20 protein-coding genes and 1 pseudogene are annotated in these 19,174 nt (G+C 56.3%); 11 read left to right on the forward strand and 10 right to left on the reverse strand.

The window, feature by feature from the left end; all coding sequences use genetic code 11:
* Nucleotides 1–10: 10 nt before the first annotated feature.
* The 3 genes and pseudogenes from HKK53_RS32865 to HKK53_RS10100 all read right to left on the reverse strand — a co-directional run.
* Nucleotides 11–85, reverse strand: a pseudogene (locus HKK53_RS32865) (cupredoxin domain-containing protein); the annotation flags it as partial.
* Nucleotides 86–101: 16 nt separating this feature from the next.
* A complete protein-coding gene (locus HKK53_RS10095) occupies nt 102–623 on the reverse strand; it encodes an AAA family ATPase (RefSeq protein WP_169370702.1) in 522 nt (173 codons plus the stop codon).
* Between the two features lie 27 nt (nt 624–650).
* A complete protein-coding gene (locus HKK53_RS10100; RefSeq protein WP_169370703.1) occupies nt 651–2,384 on the reverse strand; it encodes a L,D-transpeptidase family protein in 1,734 nt (577 codons plus the stop codon).
* 77 nt (nt 2,385–2,461) lie between these two features.
* Between HKK53_RS10100 and HKK53_RS10105 the strand changes: the two genes are divergently transcribed.
* The 6 genes from HKK53_RS10105 to dusA all read left to right on the forward strand — a co-directional run bounded on the left by HKK53_RS10105 (nt 2,462) and on the right by dusA (nt 6,376).
* Nucleotides 2,462–3,166 (forward strand): murein L,D-transpeptidase catalytic domain family protein, encoded by a 705-nt coding sequence (locus tag HKK53_RS10105; RefSeq protein WP_169370704.1) that lies wholly within the window; start codon nt 2,462–2,464, stop codon nt 3,164–3,166.
* Between the two features lie 131 nt (nt 3,167–3,297).
* Entirely contained in the window at nt 3,298–3,633 is a 336-nt protein-coding gene (locus HKK53_RS10110; RefSeq protein WP_169370705.1) for a DUF6572 domain-containing protein, read from the forward strand.
* A 52-nt stretch (nt 3,634–3,685) separates the two neighbouring features.
* The gene (locus tag HKK53_RS10115; RefSeq protein WP_169370706.1) at nt 3,686–3,973 is read left to right on the forward strand and encodes a hypothetical protein; all 288 of its coding nucleotides are present in this window, start codon (nt 3,686–3,688) and stop codon (nt 3,971–3,973) included.
* Between the two features lie 152 nt (nt 3,974–4,125).
* Nucleotides 4,126–4,272 (forward strand): hypothetical protein, encoded by a 147-nt coding sequence (locus HKK53_RS10120; RefSeq protein ID WP_169370707.1) that lies wholly within the window; start codon nt 4,126–4,128, stop codon nt 4,270–4,272.
* Nucleotides 4,273–4,865: 593 nt separating this feature from the next.
* Nucleotides 4,866–5,165, forward strand: coding sequence for a DUF3077 domain-containing protein (locus HKK53_RS10125; RefSeq protein WP_169370708.1), 300 nt, complete (start codon nt 4,866–4,868; stop codon nt 5,163–5,165).
* Nucleotides 5,166–5,380: 215 nt separating this feature from the next.
* Nucleotides 5,381–6,376, forward strand: a complete 996-nt coding sequence (dusA, locus tag HKK53_RS10130) for a tRNA dihydrouridine(20/20a) synthase DusA (RefSeq protein ID WP_169370709.1) — start codon at nt 5,381–5,383, stop codon at nt 6,374–6,376.
* Nucleotides 6,377–6,386: 10 nt separating this feature from the next.
* Here the strand turns inward: dusA and HKK53_RS10135 are convergent, their stop codons facing one another.
* The gene (locus HKK53_RS10135) at nt 6,387–7,220 is read right to left on the reverse strand and encodes an undecaprenyl-diphosphate phosphatase (protein WP_169370710.1); all 834 of its coding nucleotides are present in this window, start codon (nt 7,218–7,220) and stop codon (nt 6,387–6,389) included.
* Between the two features lie 530 nt (nt 7,221–7,750).
* Between HKK53_RS10135 and HKK53_RS10140 the strand changes: the two genes are divergently transcribed.
* The 4 genes from HKK53_RS10140 to HKK53_RS10155 all read left to right on the forward strand — a co-directional run bounded on the left by HKK53_RS10140 (nt 7,751) and on the right by HKK53_RS10155 (nt 11,679).
* Nucleotides 7,751–8,491, forward strand: a complete 741-nt coding sequence (locus HKK53_RS10140) for a helix-turn-helix domain-containing protein (protein ID WP_169370711.1) — start codon at nt 7,751–7,753, stop codon at nt 8,489–8,491.
* 24 nt (nt 8,492–8,515) lie between these two features.
* Nucleotides 8,516–9,271, forward strand: coding sequence for an EAL domain-containing protein (locus HKK53_RS10145; protein ID WP_169370712.1), 756 nt, complete (start codon nt 8,516–8,518; stop codon nt 9,269–9,271).
* A gap of 18 nt (nt 9,272–9,289) precedes the next feature.
* Nucleotides 9,290–9,961: a winged helix-turn-helix domain-containing protein gene (locus HKK53_RS10150; protein ID WP_169370713.1), complete on the forward strand. Its 672-nt coding sequence runs from the start codon at nt 9,290–9,292 to the stop codon at nt 9,959–9,961.
* Between the two features lie 323 nt (nt 9,962–10,284).
* Nucleotides 10,285–11,679: an undecaprenyl-phosphate glucose phosphotransferase gene (locus HKK53_RS10155; RefSeq protein ID WP_169370714.1), complete on the forward strand. Its 1,395-nt coding sequence runs from the start codon at nt 10,285–10,287 to the stop codon at nt 11,677–11,679.
* 114 nt (nt 11,680–11,793) lie between these two features.
* On the opposite strand, the gene HKK53_RS10160 is transcribed toward HKK53_RS10155, so the two are convergent.
* The 6 genes from HKK53_RS10160 to galE all read right to left on the reverse strand — a co-directional run bounded on the left by HKK53_RS10160 (nt 11,794) and on the right by galE (nt 17,990).
* The gene (locus HKK53_RS10160) at nt 11,794–13,872 is read right to left on the reverse strand and encodes a YjbH domain-containing protein (RefSeq protein WP_169370715.1); all 2,079 of its coding nucleotides are present in this window, start codon (nt 13,870–13,872) and stop codon (nt 11,794–11,796) included.
* Nucleotides 13,869–14,630, reverse strand: a complete 762-nt coding sequence (locus tag HKK53_RS10165; RefSeq protein WP_169370716.1) for a capsule biosynthesis GfcC family protein — start codon at nt 14,628–14,630, stop codon at nt 13,869–13,871. Before HKK53_RS10165 ends, HKK53_RS10160 begins: the two co-directional genes overlap by 4 nt.
* Nucleotides 14,627–15,292: a YjbF family lipoprotein gene (locus HKK53_RS10170; protein WP_169370717.1), complete on the reverse strand. Its 666-nt coding sequence runs from the start codon at nt 15,290–15,292 to the stop codon at nt 14,627–14,629. Before HKK53_RS10170 ends, HKK53_RS10165 begins: the two co-directional genes overlap by 4 nt.
* Nucleotides 15,293–15,302: 10 nt before the next feature.
* Nucleotides 15,303–16,418, reverse strand: coding sequence for a polysaccharide biosynthesis/export family protein (locus tag HKK53_RS10175; protein WP_429514163.1), 1,116 nt, complete (start codon nt 16,416–16,418; stop codon nt 15,303–15,305).
* Between the two features lie 83 nt (nt 16,419–16,501).
* Entirely contained in the window at nt 16,502–16,738 is a 237-nt protein-coding gene (locus HKK53_RS10180) for a hypothetical protein (protein WP_169370719.1), read from the reverse strand.
* Between the two features lie 235 nt (nt 16,739–16,973).
* Nucleotides 16,974–17,990 carry a UDP-glucose 4-epimerase GalE gene (galE, locus tag HKK53_RS10185; protein ID WP_169370720.1) on the reverse strand — a complete coding sequence of 339 codons (1,017 nt, stop codon included), beginning with the start codon at nt 17,988–17,990 and terminating at the stop codon, nt 16,974–16,976.
* 309 nt (nt 17,991–18,299) lie between these two features.
* On the opposite strand from galE, the gene galU reads away from it, so the two are divergent.
* Nucleotides 18,300–19,133, forward strand: coding sequence for a UTP--glucose-1-phosphate uridylyltransferase GalU (gene galU / locus HKK53_RS10190; RefSeq protein WP_169370721.1), 834 nt, complete (start codon nt 18,300–18,302; stop codon nt 19,131–19,133).
* The last annotated feature ends 41 nt before the right edge of the window (nt 19,134–19,174 follow it).

Here is a 19,174-nt window from a genome sequence, read left to right on the forward strand (position 1 = left end):
GGCCGAACACTCACTGGCTGACCACAATCTTCCCGATCATCTGAGGATGCAGCGCACAGAAATACTCGAACTCGCCCGGCGTGTTGCCTTCAGTCGGTTGCTCAAGAATGGCGCCTGAGCGGATTCAACAAAATTCGCTCAATGATCCCGGCCACAGCTTCATCGACTGACATCAACGCAGTGTCTATACCAAACGGCTTGCAGCCCCACGGCTCATAGTCATGGTCCAACACCGATTGCCAATCAGGCGCTTTCAGGCCGGGAACATCGATCTGGCGCGTCTCAACCCGACGCCGGTGTTCCTCCCGGTCAGAGCAAGTCACTTCGATATCGATCAACGATGATTGTGCCCGACTGGCCGTTTCACGCCAGGCATCGCGACTTTCCTGCACGGGGTTAACACAATCGACAACGACACGGCTGCCCATGTCGAGGTTGGTCAGCGCCAGCGCATTGGCAACCAGATAGCCGCTGCGACCGACATCACTCGCGAGCACATCAGCGTCTCGAATCGCCTGTTCGATCGAATCGATCCGCAAATACAGGGCACCTAACCGGGCTGCCAGGCCTTTAGCAATGGTCGTTTTGCCAGTGCCCGGGAGCCCGCTGAAAACGATGAGCATTGGTTGTCCTTCAATATCCAATGGAGTTTATGGCCTGCCCTGCCCCACCGCCGCCTGCAAATCCAGCGCCGGCAACTTCGCGGGCAAGTTCAACGCCTTCAACACCGGACTGTCGTAGCCATACACATCCGGTTTAAACGCGACCCGGCCATTGCTGCCCATGTCCACCGTCCAGTACGCCAACAGCACCGGCACTTTCACCGGCAAGCGGATGTTCTCGGTCTTGCCATTGGCCAGCTGCTTTTGAATCCCGGCGCTGTTCCAGCGCACCGGATCGTTGAACAACAACTCCACCAATTGCAGCGGGTTTTCCACGCGGATACAGCCCGAACTGGTCGCCCGCACGTTCTTCGCAAACAGCTCGCGGTGCGGGGTGTCGTGCAGGTAAATCGCATAGTCATTGGGGAAGCGGATGACCACCTGGCCCAGGGAGTTTTCCGGTCCTGCGTCCTGGCGCAACGTGATGCCCCGCGGATTGCTCCAGTCGATCGTCGACGGATCAAGTATGTTCCCTTCCCGATCCAGCGGACGGATGCGGTTGTTGCTGAGGTAATTCGGGTTACTGAGGATTTTCGGCAACACGTCTTCTTTCAGAATCGTCGGCGGCACAGTCCAAGTGGGGTTGAACGTGACGTAAGTGATCTCGGCCTGAAAGATCGGCGTACTGCGAAACGGTTTACCAACCTGCACCCGGGAGCGCCAGATCGGCTGGCCGTCGCGATACAACGCCACTTTATAACCGGCAATATCAACAATAACGAACGTGCCCTGCAGCTTATAAAGCAACCAGCGCGCCCGCTCCATGTTGACCCGCACTTGATCGATACGCGCCTGCACCGGCACGTTCAACGCGGCGAGGGTCGCCGCGCCGGCAACGCCATCCGCGCCCAGGTATTGCTCGGTCTGGTACTTCTTCACGGCGGCCATCACCGCATCGTCGTAATCATTGTTTTTGCTATGTCTGGAATCCAGATAACCACCCGCCGCCAACCGCGCGCGCAACTGCGCCACCGCGGCGCCGTCCATCCCCGGCTTGAGCGATTGCCCTTCGGAAACTTTAGGCCAACCGCCTCTGTCACGAATCATGCGCAACTGCGCCAAGGCTTGGCGCAAACCGACATACACCGCCTCTTGCGGCGGCGCTTGCGCGAAGGCGCGGGCGACGTCATGGGTGTCCAGAGCGGTAAAAAAGTTCTGCACGTCGTCCCGGGGATCGGCGCCGGTAATGTCGAAATTCCAATGCATGTCCAGCCGCGCCGGATCGACCTTGCCCCGACGCAATTGCAGCAATGCCGTGAGATAGGTCCGGGTGGCCGCGAGATCAAAAGCTGCTTGCTGTTCAGGTGTTGGCGCGGTGCTCTGCATCGACGCCTGGGCCATGGCCAAATCATCACCACGAAAATCCGCCGGCTCCAAGCCATCGATTTGCGTTTCGTTGAGGTTTTTCAACAACTGCGTGACATCGTCAGGATGGGTCCAGGCAGCCCGGAATTGCCGATGGGTATAAAAATCCAGGACCACACGGTTAACGTCGATGCGCTGGTGACGCGGCCGGGTCTGCAGCGGTGGGAAAGCCGAGATCATCGGCTCCAGCGTCGCATGAATCACTTGGGCGACGTTATCGTCGGGTATCGCTTCCATCATGCTGATCGGCGGAGTTTCCTCCGTAATCGGCGAAGTTTCACCGAACGCGGTGCCGCTGATCAGAAAGCCCATAAAAAAGATGCGGCTTATGACGAATAACCTTGATAGTTGCCCCATGGATAATCCTTAATCTCGTGCGTTCAGCACTTGTCGTTTGCCCTGCTAAACTCGAAATAACTTGATGAGACATCTCTATGGCGCTAAACCGCTTTGGCTTTCTATGCTCGGCCCTGCTGCTGACGGTAACGTCCATACCAGCAGCGTACGCCGATTCTCTCGCTGCCGCCCTCGCCAAAGCGGCCCCTGGCGCTAACGCCAAAGTCATCGGGCTGGCCGTACGCGCCTCCCAGTGCAGCATCGCCCGCGGCGCAGCTCCGGTCCAGAGGCTCGCCGTCATCGATTACTCGCTGCCTTCGACCGAACAACGCCTGTGGGTCTTCGATTTAAAGAAGCGCAAACTGCTGTTCCATGAACTCGTCGCCCATGGCCGCAACAGCGGCGAAAACATGGCGGTCAACTTCTCCAATCAGAACGAAAGCTTCGCCACCAGCCTTGGCTTATACCGCACCCAGGCCAGTTATGTCGGGCAAAACGGCTATTCGTTGCGCATGGAAGGGTTGGAGCCTGGATTTAACGACAACGCGTTTGAACGAGCGATCGTGATTCATGGCGCGCCGTACGTCAGTCCCGTCCTCGCCCGAGCCAATGGCCGGATCGGTCGCAGCCTCGGATGCCCGGCTGTGCGGCCGGCGATTGCCCATCGGTTGATTGATTCGATGAAGAATGGGCAACTGTTGTTTTCTTATTATCCGGATCAGCGTTGGCTTAAGACGTCTTCGTTTGTGAATTGCGGGAGCGGGACAATGGCGGATGCCTCCGGGCCGAAAACGACTCGTTGAGTCGGGTTGCTCGTTTCAAGTCGATTCCTCCCGGTTTTCGAACCAAGAAAAGGTGCCCAAACGGAGCACCTTTTTTCACGCTGTGTTAAAAGCCCCCACTGAAATCCCACGACTCACCTGAAGGAACAGGCATGTCTATCACCGATGCTCGCATCATTGATTTCTGGGCAATACCTAAAGAAAAGCCGCAGATATTGCTCGTCATCACCGACCACCTGGAATGGGGCAATAAAGCCGAGGAAGGCGAACATTTGTTGTTGCTGCAAGAGAAGATCAATACCTACATCGCCTTCATTGAAAGCGGCGAAATCTACACCGAAATCCCCGGCGCCCTCGGTAAGTCCCCCACCATTCGCCTGATCGCCAAATACGAACTGCCAGAACAAGCGGAATACTTCATCGCGCGCGTGACAGAGGTGCTGGAAGGCGTGGGTATCGGGCTGGAAGTAGAACAGCACTACGAATGACGGCATTCGTCTTGATGTCACATCAAAAAAACATGTTCACAAGGATTCAAGGATGAAAAAACTGATCGCTGTTGCTCTGCTGATTTTGTTGGGCGTGCTGAACATCGGGTACTACAACGCCTTGGAAGACGGCGACGTAGAAACCATCCTCTTCGTCAAGAAACACCCTACCTTGCAAATCAAATTCCACAACATCCATGCCAATGACGGTGACTATCGAAAAGTGGAACGGCTGACGGATGAGCAGCGGGGGTTGATTATTGATTATTGTAAATATCGGTTGGGGATTGAGACGGAGTTGAAGACGCAGGGGGATGTTGAGAGGTGTAGTAAGAAATAAGTGTTCTGCGGAGCGCCTGGTTTAAAAAATGGGTAGCCTTCGCGGACGCCCTTTCGGTTTCATTGGCACCCGTATACCTCTATCACGGTTTTCCCGGATAAGATCGATCACATTCGCTGAACAGCATAAATACACATCCTTTGGAGGCTCCGATGGCCACCAGTAAAAAAACCGACAAGCCCCGCAGGAAGGTCATCCACAAGACACTGACGTTTCTGGATGTTCGGGAAGCCGCGTGCGAAGGGCAAAAAGTGTTCGATACGTTTGTGATCACTGGCAAGCTTCCTATTACAAAGTAGGCCAAGTACCGGTGATCCAATTTGCTTCAAGCACGTCAACAGCTCACTAGTATTTTGGGTAGGCGCCTTGGTGATTAACCTGGCGACCTGAGCAGCCTCTGCGTGCCTGATGTTCAGATGTTGTGTTGTACGGTAGTCAGAATCGCTGGGTGACTCTCGATGAAGTTGTAGGCAAAATCCGAGAGTTGCGTAAGAGGGTACGTTTGCTGTGCTTGTGGGCAGATTACCTCCTTGTTGGTCATATCTAGGTCTGGATACTCTCCAGACGTCGCTGCACATTCAGCGACCGGGCGTGAGACCCCGGATACCAATCAAGGCGCAAAGCGTCACAGAACCCATCGCAGCGTTTTTTCGTCTGCGGTACGGTTTTATGGCGGCTGTGCGTGGAAGGCCTTCGGGCCTACCGGTTACCTTGATTGCCGGGTCTCACACCACGCACGGCTGCCACCCAAGCTTTTGAGACGGCTAAGTGGCAGTTTTCACCAATCAAGGAAACTGTTAATGACTCTAGTAAATCCGTACAAAACTCGCCCACTAGCTCCGCGTAGCTCCACGCTTCGTAGCCTTCACCTGTGCATTAATGGAGGTTGCAAATGAGCGAACCAACGAACGCAAAAACCCTCGGCTTCACTCCCTGCATATACTGCCCAGGTTCAGAACTGGCAATGTTCCACGTCAGCGCTGACGTACCCGTCGACGAAGCATTGTCAAAGGCGTCTGACCTGCTGTTCCTAGCGAAGGCGCTCGCACAGGACGCCGCTTTCGAAAGAGACACCGACCGTCACGCCTGGGCCGCGCACTATCTGACGGCGATGGGGAAGGCAATTATTGATGATGTGGTGAAGGCGGTTTCGCCGCGACCTAATCTTTCAGGTAAGAAAACTGCAAAATAGCGGTTAGCAATTCCCATATTCGCCCCGAACATTCGGGGCGTTCGAACGTGATTGAGCGGGCCAATACGCATGCACAATGGAAACGGCTTATCTAATAGAAATAACGCGACTTATTTTTTTACGCCCGTGCGCTTCGCGCCCAGACTCGTCTGAACCCCACAACCCCAATCCTGATAAACTCCTGTCCTCCCAGCCTCACCCAAACCAGATCCCCAATGCCCCCAATCACCGCCACACCCGCCCCACTCTCCCGCCGCTTCTCCGTCGCCCCGATGATGGATTGGACTGATAGGCACTGCCGCTTTTTCCTACGCCTCCTTTCCAAACACGCCCTCCTCTACACCGAGATGGTCACCACCGGCGCGCTTCTAAACGGTGACCACGACCGTTTCCTGCGTCACAACGAAGCCGAACACCCACTCGCCCTGCAACTCGGAGGCAGCGTCCCTCTAGACCTCGCAGCCTGCGCCCGCATGGCCCAGGACCACGGTTACGACGAGGTTAATCTGAACGTCGGCTGCCCAAGTGATCGGGTGCAGAACAATTTGATCGGTGCGGTGTTGATGGGGCATCCGCAGTTGGTGGCGGATTGTGTGAAGGCGATGCGTGATGCGGTGTCGATTCCGGTGACGGTGAAGCATCGGATCGGGATTAACGGGCGGGATAGTTACGAGCAGTTGTGTGATTTCGTCGGTACGGTTCGGGATGCGGGGTGCACGAGTTTTACGGTGCATGCGCGGATTGCGATTCTGGAGGGGTTGTCGCCGAAGGAGAATCGGGACATTCCGCCGTTGCGCTATGACGTGGCGGCGCAGCTGAAGAAGGATTTTCCCGACTTGGAGATTATTCTCAACGGCGGGATCAAGACGCTGGAAGCCTGTCACGAACATTTGCAGACGTTCGACGGTGTGATGCTGGGTCGTGAGGCGTATCACAATCCTTATGTGATGGCTGAGGTGGATCAGCAGTTGTTCGGCAGCACGGCGCCGGTGATCAGCCGGGCCGAGGCGCTGGCGCAGTTGCGGCCTTATATTGCGGCGCACATTGAGGCCGGTGGCTCGATGCACCATATCACTCGGCATGTACTGGGGCTGGGCACCGGGTTTCCGGGGGCGCGCAAGTTTCGGCAGTTGTTGTCGGTGGACATTCATAAGGCTAAAGAGCCTTTGGTATTGCTGGATCAGGCAGCGGAGTTGCTTGAGGGGCGCTAGCCCCTCACGGTCAGGCGGCGGTTGCCGCCGTCCAGTTCACCCACCCGAACCCCCATGTAGCCAAAATCAGCAAACCGAAGGCAATCCGGTACCAGGCGAAGGCCGCATAGCTGTGGTTGGCGATGAACTTGAGCAAGCCCCGCACTGCGATCATCGCGAAGATGAAGGCGGTCACAAAACCCAAGGCGAATACAGGCAGGTCGCCGGCCTGAAACAGGTCGCGATACTTGTAGCCGGAATACACCGCGGCACCGACCATCGTTGGCATTGCCAGAAAAAACGAGTACTCGGTTGCTGTCTTGCGCGACAGTCCAAACAGCAATCCGCCGATAATGGTCGATCCCGAACGAGAAGTACCCGGAATCATCGCCAGGCACTGCGCGAACCCCACTTTCAAAGCATCTGACCAGCGCATGTCGTCAACATGTTCAACGCTTACCACATGCTCTCTTTGTTCGGCCCACAACATGATTATTCCGCCCACTACCAGAGCCACGGCTACGGTGATCGGATTAAACAGGTACTCATGAATTTTATCGGCGAATAACACACCCAGGACGACGGCTGGAAGAAAACCAATCAGCAAGTTCAACGTAAAACGTTGTGCGTTGCGCTGGGTTGGTAAGCCTTTGATGATCTCGACTATCTTCGGACGAAACTCCCAGACAACGGCCAGAATGGCACCCAGCTGAATAATAATATTAAACGCCATGGCGCGTTCACCGCCAAACCCCAACACATCCGCCACAATAATCTGGTGGCCTGTACTGGAAATGGGCAAAAACTCTGTCAGGCCTTCTACCGCACCTAAAACCAATACCTGCACAAGGGTCCAAAACTCCATCCATCCTCCGTCAGGTCATTCATATTGAACGCCCATTAAACTCATTAGATATTAAATCACTGAACAACAATAGGCGGCAGGCAGACACTTGCACCGATAGATAATAAGTCTTATCAATCCACGCACTCAAGATTTGTTATTAATCGTCCGGCTAACGAATCACCAGAACTTTGATGCAGGTCGACTAGATGCGGCCGACAAAGAAATGTGACGGAGCGCACACATTCACATTCTTAATGGGTCAATAGCCCGGAATCACCGCTCACGATCGTGATGGCCTTTTGGCTATAAAAAACCAATCGCAACCGAATCAAAATAGTGGCACAATTCCATATTGCCATCATCTAATAGCGCCATTTCATTAGTTCAGCCGGCCACGAGAAGCAACTAAACGGTTGAAAACCTTTTGTTTATGTTAGAAAACTCGAAAACCGCGCCTGAAAACCGTTTTGAATGTTACCAATTGTCAGTCACAGATGAGAACCGGTGCTTTAACATCCTGATGTCAGCACCCATTCGAGTCAAAAAGCATGATGCTTACAGGGAAATTAGCGACTGGAAGCCAGCGTCCGACAAATGAGGAGCCAGGGGTTCTCACCTTGGGTCGCACCCGTAGCGTGGCCGAGAACTTTAGAGCCTTAGTCGCAAGGCATGTGCATTCCGATATAACTCTTGATGCTAGCTCATACACTAATTCGCATAAGAAAAATGAACACCCGGATGTGTATCGCGCCATCTTCATCATTATCGACAGCCCTCACGCATTCGATGAAAGCCTGGCGCTGGTGGAAAACCTGCGCGCCATCAATTTAAATCCAATCATCTGCGCCGTTATTACGGGCCGAGGCACTTACAACAAGATGAAGTATTATCTTGCCGGCGCCGACTGCTGCATCAAACTCAATACACTGTCCGAAGAAAGCTCAGAGTTTCTGTCCGAATTTTTCTGCAGCGATGAGTGGCAAAGGGAAGTTAACCTGGTATTGGACTCCACGCGTATATGCCTGCTGGGCACCCGTAACAAGCTGGACATCTCGTTTGCAGAAATGAAAATTCTGGAAGCCTTTGCGCAAACCAGCAACCACATATTAAGTCACGATGAAATCGCCAGAATCATGGGGCTCAATAGCAACTTTTATGACCCCAGGGCTTTGGAGAAGTCCATCAGTCGTCTTCGCGGAAAAATTAAAGACATGTATGGCACCAATGCTATTCAGAGCATTCGTGGATATGGATACCGTTTGATGAGGGGTCTGATCTCGACCGCCTGATTCAACCATGGAAGGAGTTGTTGAATGAATGCGACTGGAGGTTTCTCACCCGCAAAGGCCCCGTATCGCTATCTGACCCGGCAACTGATCCTGTCACGTGATAGTCGCCCTTTTGCCCGTGAGATAAGAACCGTATGCCCCCTTCCTGCTCCGTCGTCCCGTACGCCGCTGGCGGCCCACCCGTGTGAGCGCGACGACGCATACAGGCCATTGCACCGCAAGCTTTCCTCCCTTAAAGACCATCGCTCGCACAACCCCGATAAATATTTGAACCGAACGGTTCTCTGCCTGTCTGAACCGAGCCTTGCCAGCTTCGCGCTGGCTGACGAGCTGATCCGGTCTGGCAACAACTTGCGCGATCTCGGCCACACACTGGTCGTGTCACTCAATGAGCAACCATTCTGGGAAGTGGATTCCAAATATAAAAAAAACATCACTCATAATATGTATCGCTTGAAAGATCATGGTATAGAAATCGCGCTGGATGGTTACACTCTCCAACGGGAAGCCCTTACACGCTTCAGCACTTTGAATTTGTTTAATTACATCAAGGTATCGATTTCGTCCCTGGACCAGTGTTTAAAACTCAATGGCAATCCTGAGTTTTTCAATCGCCTCCATGACCGTATGGTGACACTGAGCCACAACAACAAGATTTCTTTTATTGCCGATCGTGTAGAGCATATCGAGAGCCATTCATTGGCCCGGGCGCTGCCCTTTGATTACTTCCAAGGGAGCTATTACTCCCCTGCCGATCATCTTTTAACCGAACATTGGTGACTACTTTAGGAGAGAGACGTGGAAATCAGTACAACCCTCCCCAGAAAATATTTTGTCGTCGTGACTCACAGCACAACATCCCAGCGTGAGCTCGAGACCATACTGTCCAGCGAGCGTTTCAACTCGTTTGGTACTTCCCAGGCACAAATGTTTATCGAAGGTGTTGCCCCGCCCTCTTCCGCCCCCGTGCTGATGGAGTTCACCTACCCCAGTGGGACAAGGAAACATGTCGCCCACACAATCGAACATGAAACACAAAAGATACTTGCCACCCTCGAAGCGGAGTGGTTGGCAGCGCAATCAGGAGCGCGCGCCAGCGTCACGCCTGATTCTGCTGAGTTCTGTGATATAGCCCACGAAAACGAGGATAACAATCCATACAGTGAAGTCTGGCAACTTGACGACGATCAAAGTGTGCTGATCAAAGAAAACGTCGAGATCAACCTCACTGGACTGGAAGCCGCCCTCGTCAAGAAGATGCTGCATCATGAAGAGCGTGTCGTCAGTCGCGATGATCTGATTCTAAGTATTGGCAGAGAACCGGAGCAGTATCGCGGTCTGGAGATGTGTTTGAGCCGATTGCAGGACAAGTTCAAAAGCGCCAGCAAAGGTGAACGACTCTTTCGTGCGGTGAGAAATCGCGGCTACTGCCTTATCCAGGAAGTTGTAACAGAGGCCCATCCGGCCTGACCCACTCAAACAAACATATGACAGTGCTATTACAAAAACAAAAAGTGCACTTTGTTTGTTACTCCCGCCTCCCTCTCCATTCCCCCTTTCAATATCGACCTTTTCTAACACTCTGCACTTTCACCCGAAAGTTGGCACTTTGCCATCTTGTTAGAACTCGTCAGACAGACGCCCCCATCAATAACTTAATCTATTGACTGACGACAGCTCGACCTATTGGCGTTGTTAGTCCCAGGGCATTAGTTAAAACAATAACAATCCTGCTTAAAACAACTCACGGTTCGACTGTCGATACCTGAATGGACGTCTTTTGGGGATATCGCATGGATCTTACTCTTCGTATCAATCGAAATACCGGCCTCAAGGGACTTACCTTTTGGGGTCAATGGGCGCTGGCGCAGGGATTTGCTGTTTCATTGCTGTTCATACTCGCTGAACAGCATACCGGCGCGGTAGAGTTCTATTACCGGGTGTGCGCGACATTGGCCGTATTGGCCTCGGTTCCGGCCTATACGTTCAGCGGCGTATACCGAAAAAGAGACAACTACCTGACAGGGTTGGGTCGCCTGCTCATGGGCTGGTCCATGACCATGGCGGCACTGGCTTTCATGGCCTTTATCTGCAAGGCCGATGCCCTGTTTTCCCGACAGGTGATTCTCAGTTGGGCGGTGTACGGCTTCCTCGGGCAGGCGTTGCTGTACGCGCCCTTGCACGGGTTCTCCAAGTACTATCAGCGGACTCGAAAGAGCGAGCATCGAACCCTGATCGTCGGGACGGGCGAACTGGCGCTGGGCCTGGCCAAGAAGTTGAGCAACGTCGAAAACCTGCCATTGGTGGGTCTGGTCAGCACCGGCGCCGTTGCCACGCTTGAGCCCGACGCACCGCACATCGTCGGTGCCCAGGAAGACCTTCTGGAACTGATCAGAACCCATGACATTCGACGCTTGTACATCACGCTGCCACTGAGTGAAGCGGCAAAAATCGAAGCGATGTATGTCGATTTGCTGGGGGCCAATGTCGACGTGGTCTGGGTCCCGGACTTGAACTGCCTGACGCTGCTCAATCACTCGGTGCGGGTCGTGGACGGTCTGCCGGCGATCTATCTGAACGAAAGTCCATTGACCAGCCAACCCACCGCCGCGCTGAGCAAGAGCCTGGTGGAAAAAGCCGTGGCATTGCTGGCAATCATCCTGCTGAGCCCGGTGCTGGCGGTGATTGCGCTGGCGGTGAAACTCACCTCCCCCGGCCCGATCTTCTTCAAACAGGACCGCCACGGCTGGAATGGCAAGGTGATCCAGGTCTGGAAGTTTCGCTCGATGCGTGTCCACGACGACCATGAAGTCAAGCAAGCCAGCCGCAACGACTCGCGCATCACCGCTGTCGGCCGCTTCATCCGTCGCACCTCGCTCGATGAACTGCCGCAACTGTTCAACGTGCTGCAAGGGCACATGGCACTGGTCGGCCCGCGCCCTCACGCCGTCGCGCATAACCACTACTATTCGGGGAAGATTCTGGCCTACATGGCGCGCCACCGAATCAAGCCGGGGATCACCGGGCTGGCGCAAATCAACGGTTGCCGCGGCGAGACGGACACCATCGACAAGATGCAGAAACGTGTGGAGATCGACCTCAAGTACATCAACAATTGGTCGTTGTGGCTGGACCTGAAGATCCTGGTGAAGACGCCCTTCACGCTGCTCTCGAAAGACATCTACTGATAACGTGACAGCAACACCACAAGGGGACGAAAGTCCCCTTTTTCGTGGCTGTCATTCAGGGGTTGGAACATGTTCGCGATCTACAGGGCATGCAGCCCCGCAGACCGCCAGCCCTTACTCCGTGATCTTCTCGAAGTTGCGGTAGAACATGTCGTTGTCGCGGCTGTCGGTCATCGAGTGCAGCTGGAAGCTGCGATTGAGCCGTGCGCCACCGTCTCGGGTCAGCGGTGACCAGACGAGGTTGGCGCGGCGCATGGTCGACATGCTCATCAATTCATCGAACGGAATGGACAGGTACAGGCCTTTGTCGAAGCTACCTTCGCCATATTCCGGGCCGGTGGCGGTGGTGATCGTCGCCCAGGCGCCGAACCGCACGCCGTTGGAGAATTCCCGCGACAGATCGATCGTGGTACCCCAATCCCCCGCCAGGTAGCGTCCGACGCTGACCGCCGCGAGCGTGTCGTAAGGCAAATCCGTATAGCCAGTGATATGGCCAGTGACGACCGAGTAGTCCCGCAAGCCAAAGCCCTGGTCGAATTCGCGCTGACGCACGTAGTTCAAATCCGCCCCGACCGACCAGCGCTGGCCTTGCGGACGAAACAACACTTCACCGCCCACACCGGCAAACATCGATTCCAGATAGCCGCCGTAGACCATGCCATACAGGTCCTTGTCCAATTGCTCGGCATGGCTGACCTGGAACAGCGGCATGGTGACTTCGGACGTGGTCAGGTACTGCCGCAAATCCGTGCGAACCCGCGGCAAACCACTGGGGGCGTCGTACTTGAAACCGTCGAAGTTGTTTAGCAGATTGGCGCTGATCAGGCCGCTCCACCAGGTGTTGCGGTTGAAGCGATACTCGGCATCTGCGTCGGCGCTGAACTGATAGAAAAAGCCGTCAGGACCGCCGACGTTCTGTTTGAAGCCCAGCCCGGCGCCGTAGCTGAACGGGTCGCGGGCTTCGGTGTAGAGGGTTTTCTCGTTGTGCGGCATCGCCGGGTTGGTTTCGGTGGTGCGGTGCAACGCTTGCAGCGGTTCCTCGTTGTTCAGCACTTCGCGAAAGGTTTGCCGAGGCACGCTGGTTTCTTCCAGTGGCAGGTCGTAGCGCTTGTTCACCAGGGTGAACCAGTCGATATCGGCGTTGACGCTGTTGTCGAGAATCCGGCTGGCCCGACCGACCGCTTTGGCCGAATGAAAATAGCGGCCCTGCTCGCCGTAGACGATCAGCTCGGGGCCACGCTGGCTGATGCGCTCGACCTTGTAGCCGGCATTTTGCTGCAGGCGCCGGGACACATCCGGCCAATCGACCTGATCCATCGCTACGGCCGGAGCCTTGGCCGGCAACGGCTCGGCGGGCGGATCGAAACTCTTGGTCGGGGCCTTGCGGCTGACGAAATTGGTGTGGAAGGTCAGGCCGAACATCGCGGTGTTGCCCCGCTCCCAGGCGGCGCTGAGGTCCAGCGAGTCGGTGACTTTGAACACCGCGCCAAGGTTGATCGGCGAGTCTTGCTCGATCACGTTGTCCTTGGGCTCGTGTTGATAGTCGTTGCCTTCGTACTCGAGTTTCAGGCTGAGGCGGTCCCAGGGTGTCTGGTAGGTCACGCCGCCGAACAACGAAGGCTTGCCGCGAAAGTAGGCGCCAGCGTTGACGTCGCCGGTGCCTTCCATGTCCGGCCGGGTCTTGAAGCGATCGTCGAGCCAACCCGCCGGGTTGTCGAAGTCGCCACGATTGCCCAGGTAACCCCAGGCAATGCCGGCACTGAAATCGAAATCGTCATAGCGTTTGCTGGCCACCAGGAATTCACTGGAGAACAGGCCGGTACCACCGATATCTCGGAAGCCCAGCGCAACGTCCGGCGCCCAATGGGTTTCCTGCCACAACCGGACTTTGAGGTCGACCGCCTTATCCTTATAGCTCTGGTTGCCGCTCAACGATTCGGGGCCGTAAGGACGGTTGGTGATGGCGGTGTAGCGAAACGCGCCTTCCAGCCAATCGAACGGCTGTAGCGCCACGCTGTAGCGGCTATAGGGCTCGGTGCGGTTGGCGTTCACGCTCAACTCGCCGGCCGGGGACATCCGCGCGGTCGGCGTCTGCCACAAGCCGACGCCACCGAAATCGTTCTGGGTCAGACGCGGCTCGGCATGAGCCAAACCACAGGGCAATAACAACACAGCTGCAAAACGTAAATTCAATGAACCACCTCAGCCAATTGCGTGGCAAGAAATTCGGCCAACTGCTGATTCAGTTCAGGGATAGGCGGATCGAGATCATCATTTTTCACCGGGACCAGGATCTTGCTGCCCGCGGCAGGGACCTGCCCGCTCTCGCGATTCCACGGCGCGATACCGACCCGGCGAGTGACGCCGTTGGGTTGGATCAGCCACAGATAATCGGCCTCGGCATCGGCCAGGGTTGTGCAGCCTTGCAAGTAATCCAGGGCCTCCTGCCGGGGGACATGAGGCAAGCGGCACGGCTCGGCGACGGCGCCGAGCACTTCAACTTCGTCGACGCGCAACGGATAGATCAGGCGATCGCCATCGCCCAGACGGACGTTACGGGCGAACCCGACCTCGATCGCCACCGGGTCCAAAACCGTGACCTGGCGCCCAGTGACCGGCATGGCGCTGACTTGCTCGTACAGACGCGTCGCCAAATCCGCTCGGCCGGGCCGGTCGAAGATCAAGGCTTCACGGCGCAACACCTGCAAATCGAACAACACCCCGGTCTTGAGCCGGGCCTGCTCTTCCAGCAACGACTGACGCAGCAACGCGGCGGCGAGCCAGTAGCTTTCGGCATTGGGCACGGCGACGCTGATCACGTCCGACAACCGCCCTCCCGGCGGCAACTCCACCGGCCCCGGCACTTGTACGTCGCCGGAAACGGTAACCACCGCCTGACTGACGCTGCTGAGCAACAGCAGGCATGCCGACAGAAGTTGTAGCCGCTTCAACGGGCGGCCCTGCGTTCAGGAGTCAATTGAACGATCTTGACCCGCAGCCGCGTGGTCAGCTGTTGCTCGCTCTGCACGATGAAACCGTCAACGGGATCGACCCAATAACGATTGGTCGCACTCAGGCCAATGGCCGGGGCGTCAATCTGCTCATCGACACGTAGCACGGCGTATTCCTTGTTGAGGATCTGGAGGGTTTCCATGGATTTTCGCGAGAAGCGACTGTTCAAGGTCACGCCCGTTTCGCTGCCTTGATAAAGGTCAATCCAGCGCTGGCTGGTGTAGCCATCCGGCAGCGTGTGCAGGCCTTGCTTGAAGGGTGAGGCGGCAGCCAGCCGCGTGCCGTCCAGATCGCCATCGACACCCAGGCCGATGGTGCGCACTGCGAGTCCATCGCGCAGCAGCAATACCTGTTTGCCGGAGGCGACCCAGAACTGCAGGTCGCCCCGCTCGCGCACCATCGCCAACACCCCGGAGCCGGACGGCGTGGTCAAGGTGAGCTGGGGGAATTCAACTCTGGCTACTTGCTCTGGGGTGACGTGCACCTCATCGGGACCGACCACCGCTGCCTTGAAGTTGCCCAAGGACGCGGTCATCAGCGGGTTACAGCCACACAACATCACGGCCGCTATCACGCAGACGCCAACATTCAACGTTCTCACAGACCTGACCTTATTTGCCGTTGTCTCTGACTTCACTCAGGTTCTTCGCCGAGGAAGCGCCCACACCGAGGATGGCGGCCGATGGCACCAACTGGCTGATGAAGCGGTTCCAGCGCGTCACGTTGGCGGGGCCCACGTAGACGATGTCCTGGGGCCGTACATTGAAGTGCGTGGCGAGCGCCATGGCGGTCGGCGACTCGGCTTTCAACTGGTAGATTTTCGCCGGTTCGACATCGAGGTTTTCCACCCCGCGGATCACGTACACGGCGTTGCCGTTGGAGGTGGTCTGGCTCAAGCCGCCGACCGAGCCGAGGACATCAGACAGGTTCATGGTGCCGGTCTTGAAGGTCAGCGCCCGGGGCTGATTGACTTCGCCCATGACGTAGATGCGCTTGTTGTCGTTGTACGGCAGGTACAGCTGATCGCCACCCTTGAGGTAGACGTTCTGCAACTCCGAATCCTGCTGATTGAGCGCGTCGAGATCCAGCGGAAAAACCCGTCCGTTGCGCGTCAGCAGCAAGCCGGACAAGTCGGCATTGATCGGGTCGATACCGGCAGCACCGAGGGCTTCGACCACGTTGAGCGGGTTGGTGGAAATCGGTTGCGCACCGGCCTTTGATACCGCCCCCGACACCACTACTTTCTGGCTGGCAAAGCGCAACACGGCGACATCCACTTGCGGGTCGGCAATGAAGGCTGACAGCCGTTCGGAGATGTCCGAACGCAGTTGCTGGATGGTTTTGCCGGCCGCCTGGACTTCCTTGATAAAAGGGTAGTAAAGCGTGCCATCGGAACGCACCAGACGACCGTTGGCATCAATCTGCTGTTGCGCCCCGGAAGGCGCCGTCAGTTCGGGGTGGTCCCAGACCGTGATGTACAACACATCGTTGCTGCCGATGCGGTACTCCGCCGGGGTCGCCAGCAATTCCGCCGGCAGCGACGTGCGTTTCTGCGTCGCCCGGTCCATCGCAATGAGCTTGGGCGTGATCGGAATCAGCTCGACGCGACTGCTTTCACTCGCCCCTTGGCGCGTGATATCGCTGGTGCTCAGGTATTGCCCCGGGGAAAACATACAACCTTGCAAAGCGAGACTGGCCAACATCAAAAAAGGAAAACTACGATTCATAATGGCACTACGCTATTCAAGGGCAAATCCAACAAGGTCACCCGACTTGCATCGGGCGACCTTGTATTACACCTACAGGGTTTTCAGTTACTGGTGCCGGTGGTACCGGTAGTACCTGTGGTCCCGGTAGTTCCGCCGTTGGCGTTGCCACCACTGTTGGAAGCAGCCACTGCACCTGCAACCATCGCCGTACTGGCCGCAGGCGCTTGGGAAGCGGCTACGTTACCGGCGACATTAGTTGCCTGTGTCAGCGGTGCTTCCGCTGCGGACGCCCAGTTGCCAACCATCGACAACAGGGCAATTGCCATCACTTTTTTCATATCAACTCCTTTCTAACATTCGGCCCTGTTAGAAAACAAAGCGTGCCGTTAGAGGTGGAAAGATCAAGCCGCAAAAACTGCGAACAAGATCCGTTGTTCATTCACAGTCAAACGCAACTGATAAATGTCGAACGGCAGGGCTTATATCTACGGATTTGCCAGATGTAACTCCAGCCTAATTTCCCGACCTTACTTAACATTGCTGTCGGTTTATAACATTCAGCACACTCAATACTTATCCGAGGTAGCCCTTCGGATGAGTCGATTGCCAGCGCCAGGTGTCCGTCATCATTTGCTGCAAACTGCGCGTAGCCTTCCAGCCCAGTTCACGCTCAGCCTTGGACGGGTCGGCCAGGCTCTCGGCGACATCACCCGAACGGCGCGGCAATATCCGATACGGCACGGGCCGGCCCGACGCCTGTTCAAACGCGTGCAGCACTTGCATCACGCTGTAGCCGTCGCCGGTGCCCAGGTTCCAGGTGTTGATGCCGGTCGTTTGGGAAATCGACTGCAAGGCCTTGAGATGCCCGTCCGCCAGGTCGACGACATGGATGTAGTCACGCACACCGGTGCCATCCGCCGTGGGGTAATCGTCGCCGAAAATCGACAACTCTTTCAGGCTGCCGACCGCGACCTGGCTGATGTAGGGCACCAGGTTATTGGGAATGCCGTTGGGGTCTTCACCCAAGTGGCCACTGGCGTGGGCGCCGATCGGATTGAAGTAGCGCAACAGCGCGACACTCCAGCGCGGCTCGGCCGAGCACAGGTCGCGCAACACGTTTTCGACGATCAACTTGGATTGGCCGTAGGGGTTGGTCGGGCTGCCCGTGGGCACATCCTCGCTGATCGGCATCTGCTCCGGCGCGCCGTACACCGTGGCCGATGAACTGAACACCAGGCGAAACACCCCGGCGGCGGCCATCGCCTGGCACAGCGTGATGCTGCCGCCGACGTTGGCTTCGTAATATTCCAGCGGCTTGCGCACGCTCTCGCCGACAGCCTTGAGCCCGGCGAAATGCAGGACCGCATCAATGGCGTGCTGCTGGAAAATCCGGTCCAGCAACGCCCGGTCGCAGACATCGCCGTGAATCATCAGCGCACTTTTTCCGCAGATGGCTTCCACGGCGTGCAACGCAGCGTCGGAGCTGTTGCAAAGATTGTCCAGCACCACCACTTCAAAGCCCGCTTCAAGCAGCGCAAGTGTGGTGTGCGAACCGATATACCCGGTGCCACCCGTTACCAGAATCTTCATAGAGCGGTCCATAGTGGGGTCGTATAGTGCGCAACAACATGTACCGGTCAATATTTACTTCGACCAGACAGTCATACCGACTACTTATTTAGCACTATGAAACGCCCACCACTATCAACAGATACCGACGAAAAATAACTAACGGGTAACAGACGGACAACTCATAACATTCCATTGTTATGGCCCTGACAATAATTGCCATTAACAACCTATCTCAGGTATTAAAGTAGTCGCTTAGTTAAGAAACTTCCAATCACTGTTTATTGCGCTTGTCAGTTGGCTGTGATCCATGACTTCCAGGATATTTTTATGATTCGTAAATGTTTATTCCCCGCCGCGGGTTACGGCACGCGTTTCCTCCCGGCCACCAAAGCCATGCCCAAGGAGATGCTGCCGATCGTCAACAAGCCGTTGATCCAGTACGCCGTCGAGGAAGCACGGGACGCCGGCCTGCAACACATGGCCCTCGTCACCGGGCGGGGCAAGCGCGCATTGGAAGATCACTTCGACATCAGCTACGAGCTGGAACATCAGATTCGCGGCACCGAAAAAGAGAAATTCCTCGCCGGCACCCGCGAGCTGATCGAAACCTGCACCTTCTCTTACACCCGCCAAGTGGAAATGAAGGGCCTGGGCCATGCGATTCTCAGCGGTCGCCCGTTGATTGGCGATGAACCCTTCGCCGTGTCGCTGGCGGATGACCTGTGCCTCAACTTGAAAGGCGATGGCGTACTGACGCAAATGATCCAGCTCTACAAGCGCTACCGCTGCTCGATCGTTGCCATCCAGGAAGTACCCCGGGACCAGACCCACAAGTACGGGGTGATCGCCGGCGAGTTGATCGCCGACAACGTCTACCGCGTCAGCAGCATGGTGGAAAAACCCGCACCGGAGGACGCCCCGTCCAACCTGGCGATCATCGGCCGCTACATCCTGACGCCCGACATCTTTGACCTGATCGCCGATACCCAGCCCGGCAAAGGCGGGGAAATCCAGATTACCGATGCTCTGATGAAGCAGGCGCAAAACGGGTGCGTCCTGGCCTACAAGTTTGACGGCCTGCGCTTCGATTGCGGCGGCGCCGAGGGCTACCTCGAAGCGACCAATTTCTGTTACGAGCACCTGTATCTCAAGGGCCTCTGACCCGCCCCTCACCCGTCGCCCCACTCTTCATTCAGGCAGGC

Origin of the sequence: Pseudomonas sp. ADAK7, assembly GCF_012935675.1 — a bacterium.
In the GTDB taxonomy this organism is placed as follows: Bacteria; Pseudomonadota; Gammaproteobacteria; order Pseudomonadales; family Pseudomonadaceae; genus Aquipseudomonas.

Excerpts from the sequence above, each read along its gene's own strand:
- HKK53_RS10095 (WP_169370702.1), bottom strand. The coding sequence starts at position 623 with ATGCTCATCGTTTTCAGCGGGCTCCCGGGCACTGGCAAAACGACCATT.
- HKK53_RS10100 (WP_169370703.1), bottom strand. The coding sequence starts at position 2,384 with ATGGGGCAACTATCAAGGTTATTCGTCATAAGCCGCATCTTTTTTATG.
- HKK53_RS10105 (WP_169370704.1), top strand. The coding sequence starts at position 2,462 with ATGGCGCTAAACCGCTTTGGCTTTCTATGCTCGGCCCTGCTGCTGACG.
- HKK53_RS10110 (WP_169370705.1), top strand. The coding sequence starts at position 3,298 with ATGTCTATCACCGATGCTCGCATCATTGATTTCTGGGCAATACCTAAA.
- HKK53_RS10115 (WP_169370706.1), top strand. The coding sequence starts at position 3,686 with ATGAAAAAACTGATCGCTGTTGCTCTGCTGATTTTGTTGGGCGTGCTG.
- HKK53_RS10120 (WP_169370707.1), top strand. The coding sequence starts at position 4,126 with ATGGCCACCAGTAAAAAAACCGACAAGCCCCGCAGGAAGGTCATCCAC.
- HKK53_RS10125 (WP_169370708.1), top strand. The coding sequence starts at position 4,866 with ATGAGCGAACCAACGAACGCAAAAACCCTCGGCTTCACTCCCTGCATA.
- dusA (WP_169370709.1), top strand. The coding sequence starts at position 5,381 with ATGCCCCCAATCACCGCCACACCCGCCCCACTCTCCCGCCGCTTCTCC.
- HKK53_RS10135 (WP_169370710.1), bottom strand. The coding sequence starts at position 7,220 with ATGGAGTTTTGGACCCTTGTGCAGGTATTGGTTTTAGGTGCGGTAGAA.
- HKK53_RS10140 (WP_169370711.1), top strand. The coding sequence starts at position 7,751 with ATGATGCTTACAGGGAAATTAGCGACTGGAAGCCAGCGTCCGACAAAT.
- HKK53_RS10145 (WP_169370712.1), top strand. The coding sequence starts at position 8,516 with ATGAATGCGACTGGAGGTTTCTCACCCGCAAAGGCCCCGTATCGCTAT.
- HKK53_RS10155 (WP_169370714.1), top strand. The coding sequence starts at position 10,285 with ATGGATCTTACTCTTCGTATCAATCGAAATACCGGCCTCAAGGGACTT.
- HKK53_RS10175 (WP_429514163.1), bottom strand. The coding sequence starts at position 16,418 with ATGAATCGTAGTTTTCCTTTTTTGATGTTGGCCAGTCTCGCTTTGCAA.
- HKK53_RS10180 (WP_169370719.1), bottom strand. The coding sequence starts at position 16,738 with ATGAAAAAAGTGATGGCAATTGCCCTGTTGTCGATGGTTGGCAACTGG.
- galE (WP_169370720.1), bottom strand. The coding sequence starts at position 17,990 with ATGAAGATTCTGGTAACGGGTGGCACCGGGTATATCGGTTCGCACACC.
- galU (WP_169370721.1), top strand. The coding sequence starts at position 18,300 with ATGATTCGTAAATGTTTATTCCCCGCCGCGGGTTACGGCACGCGTTTC.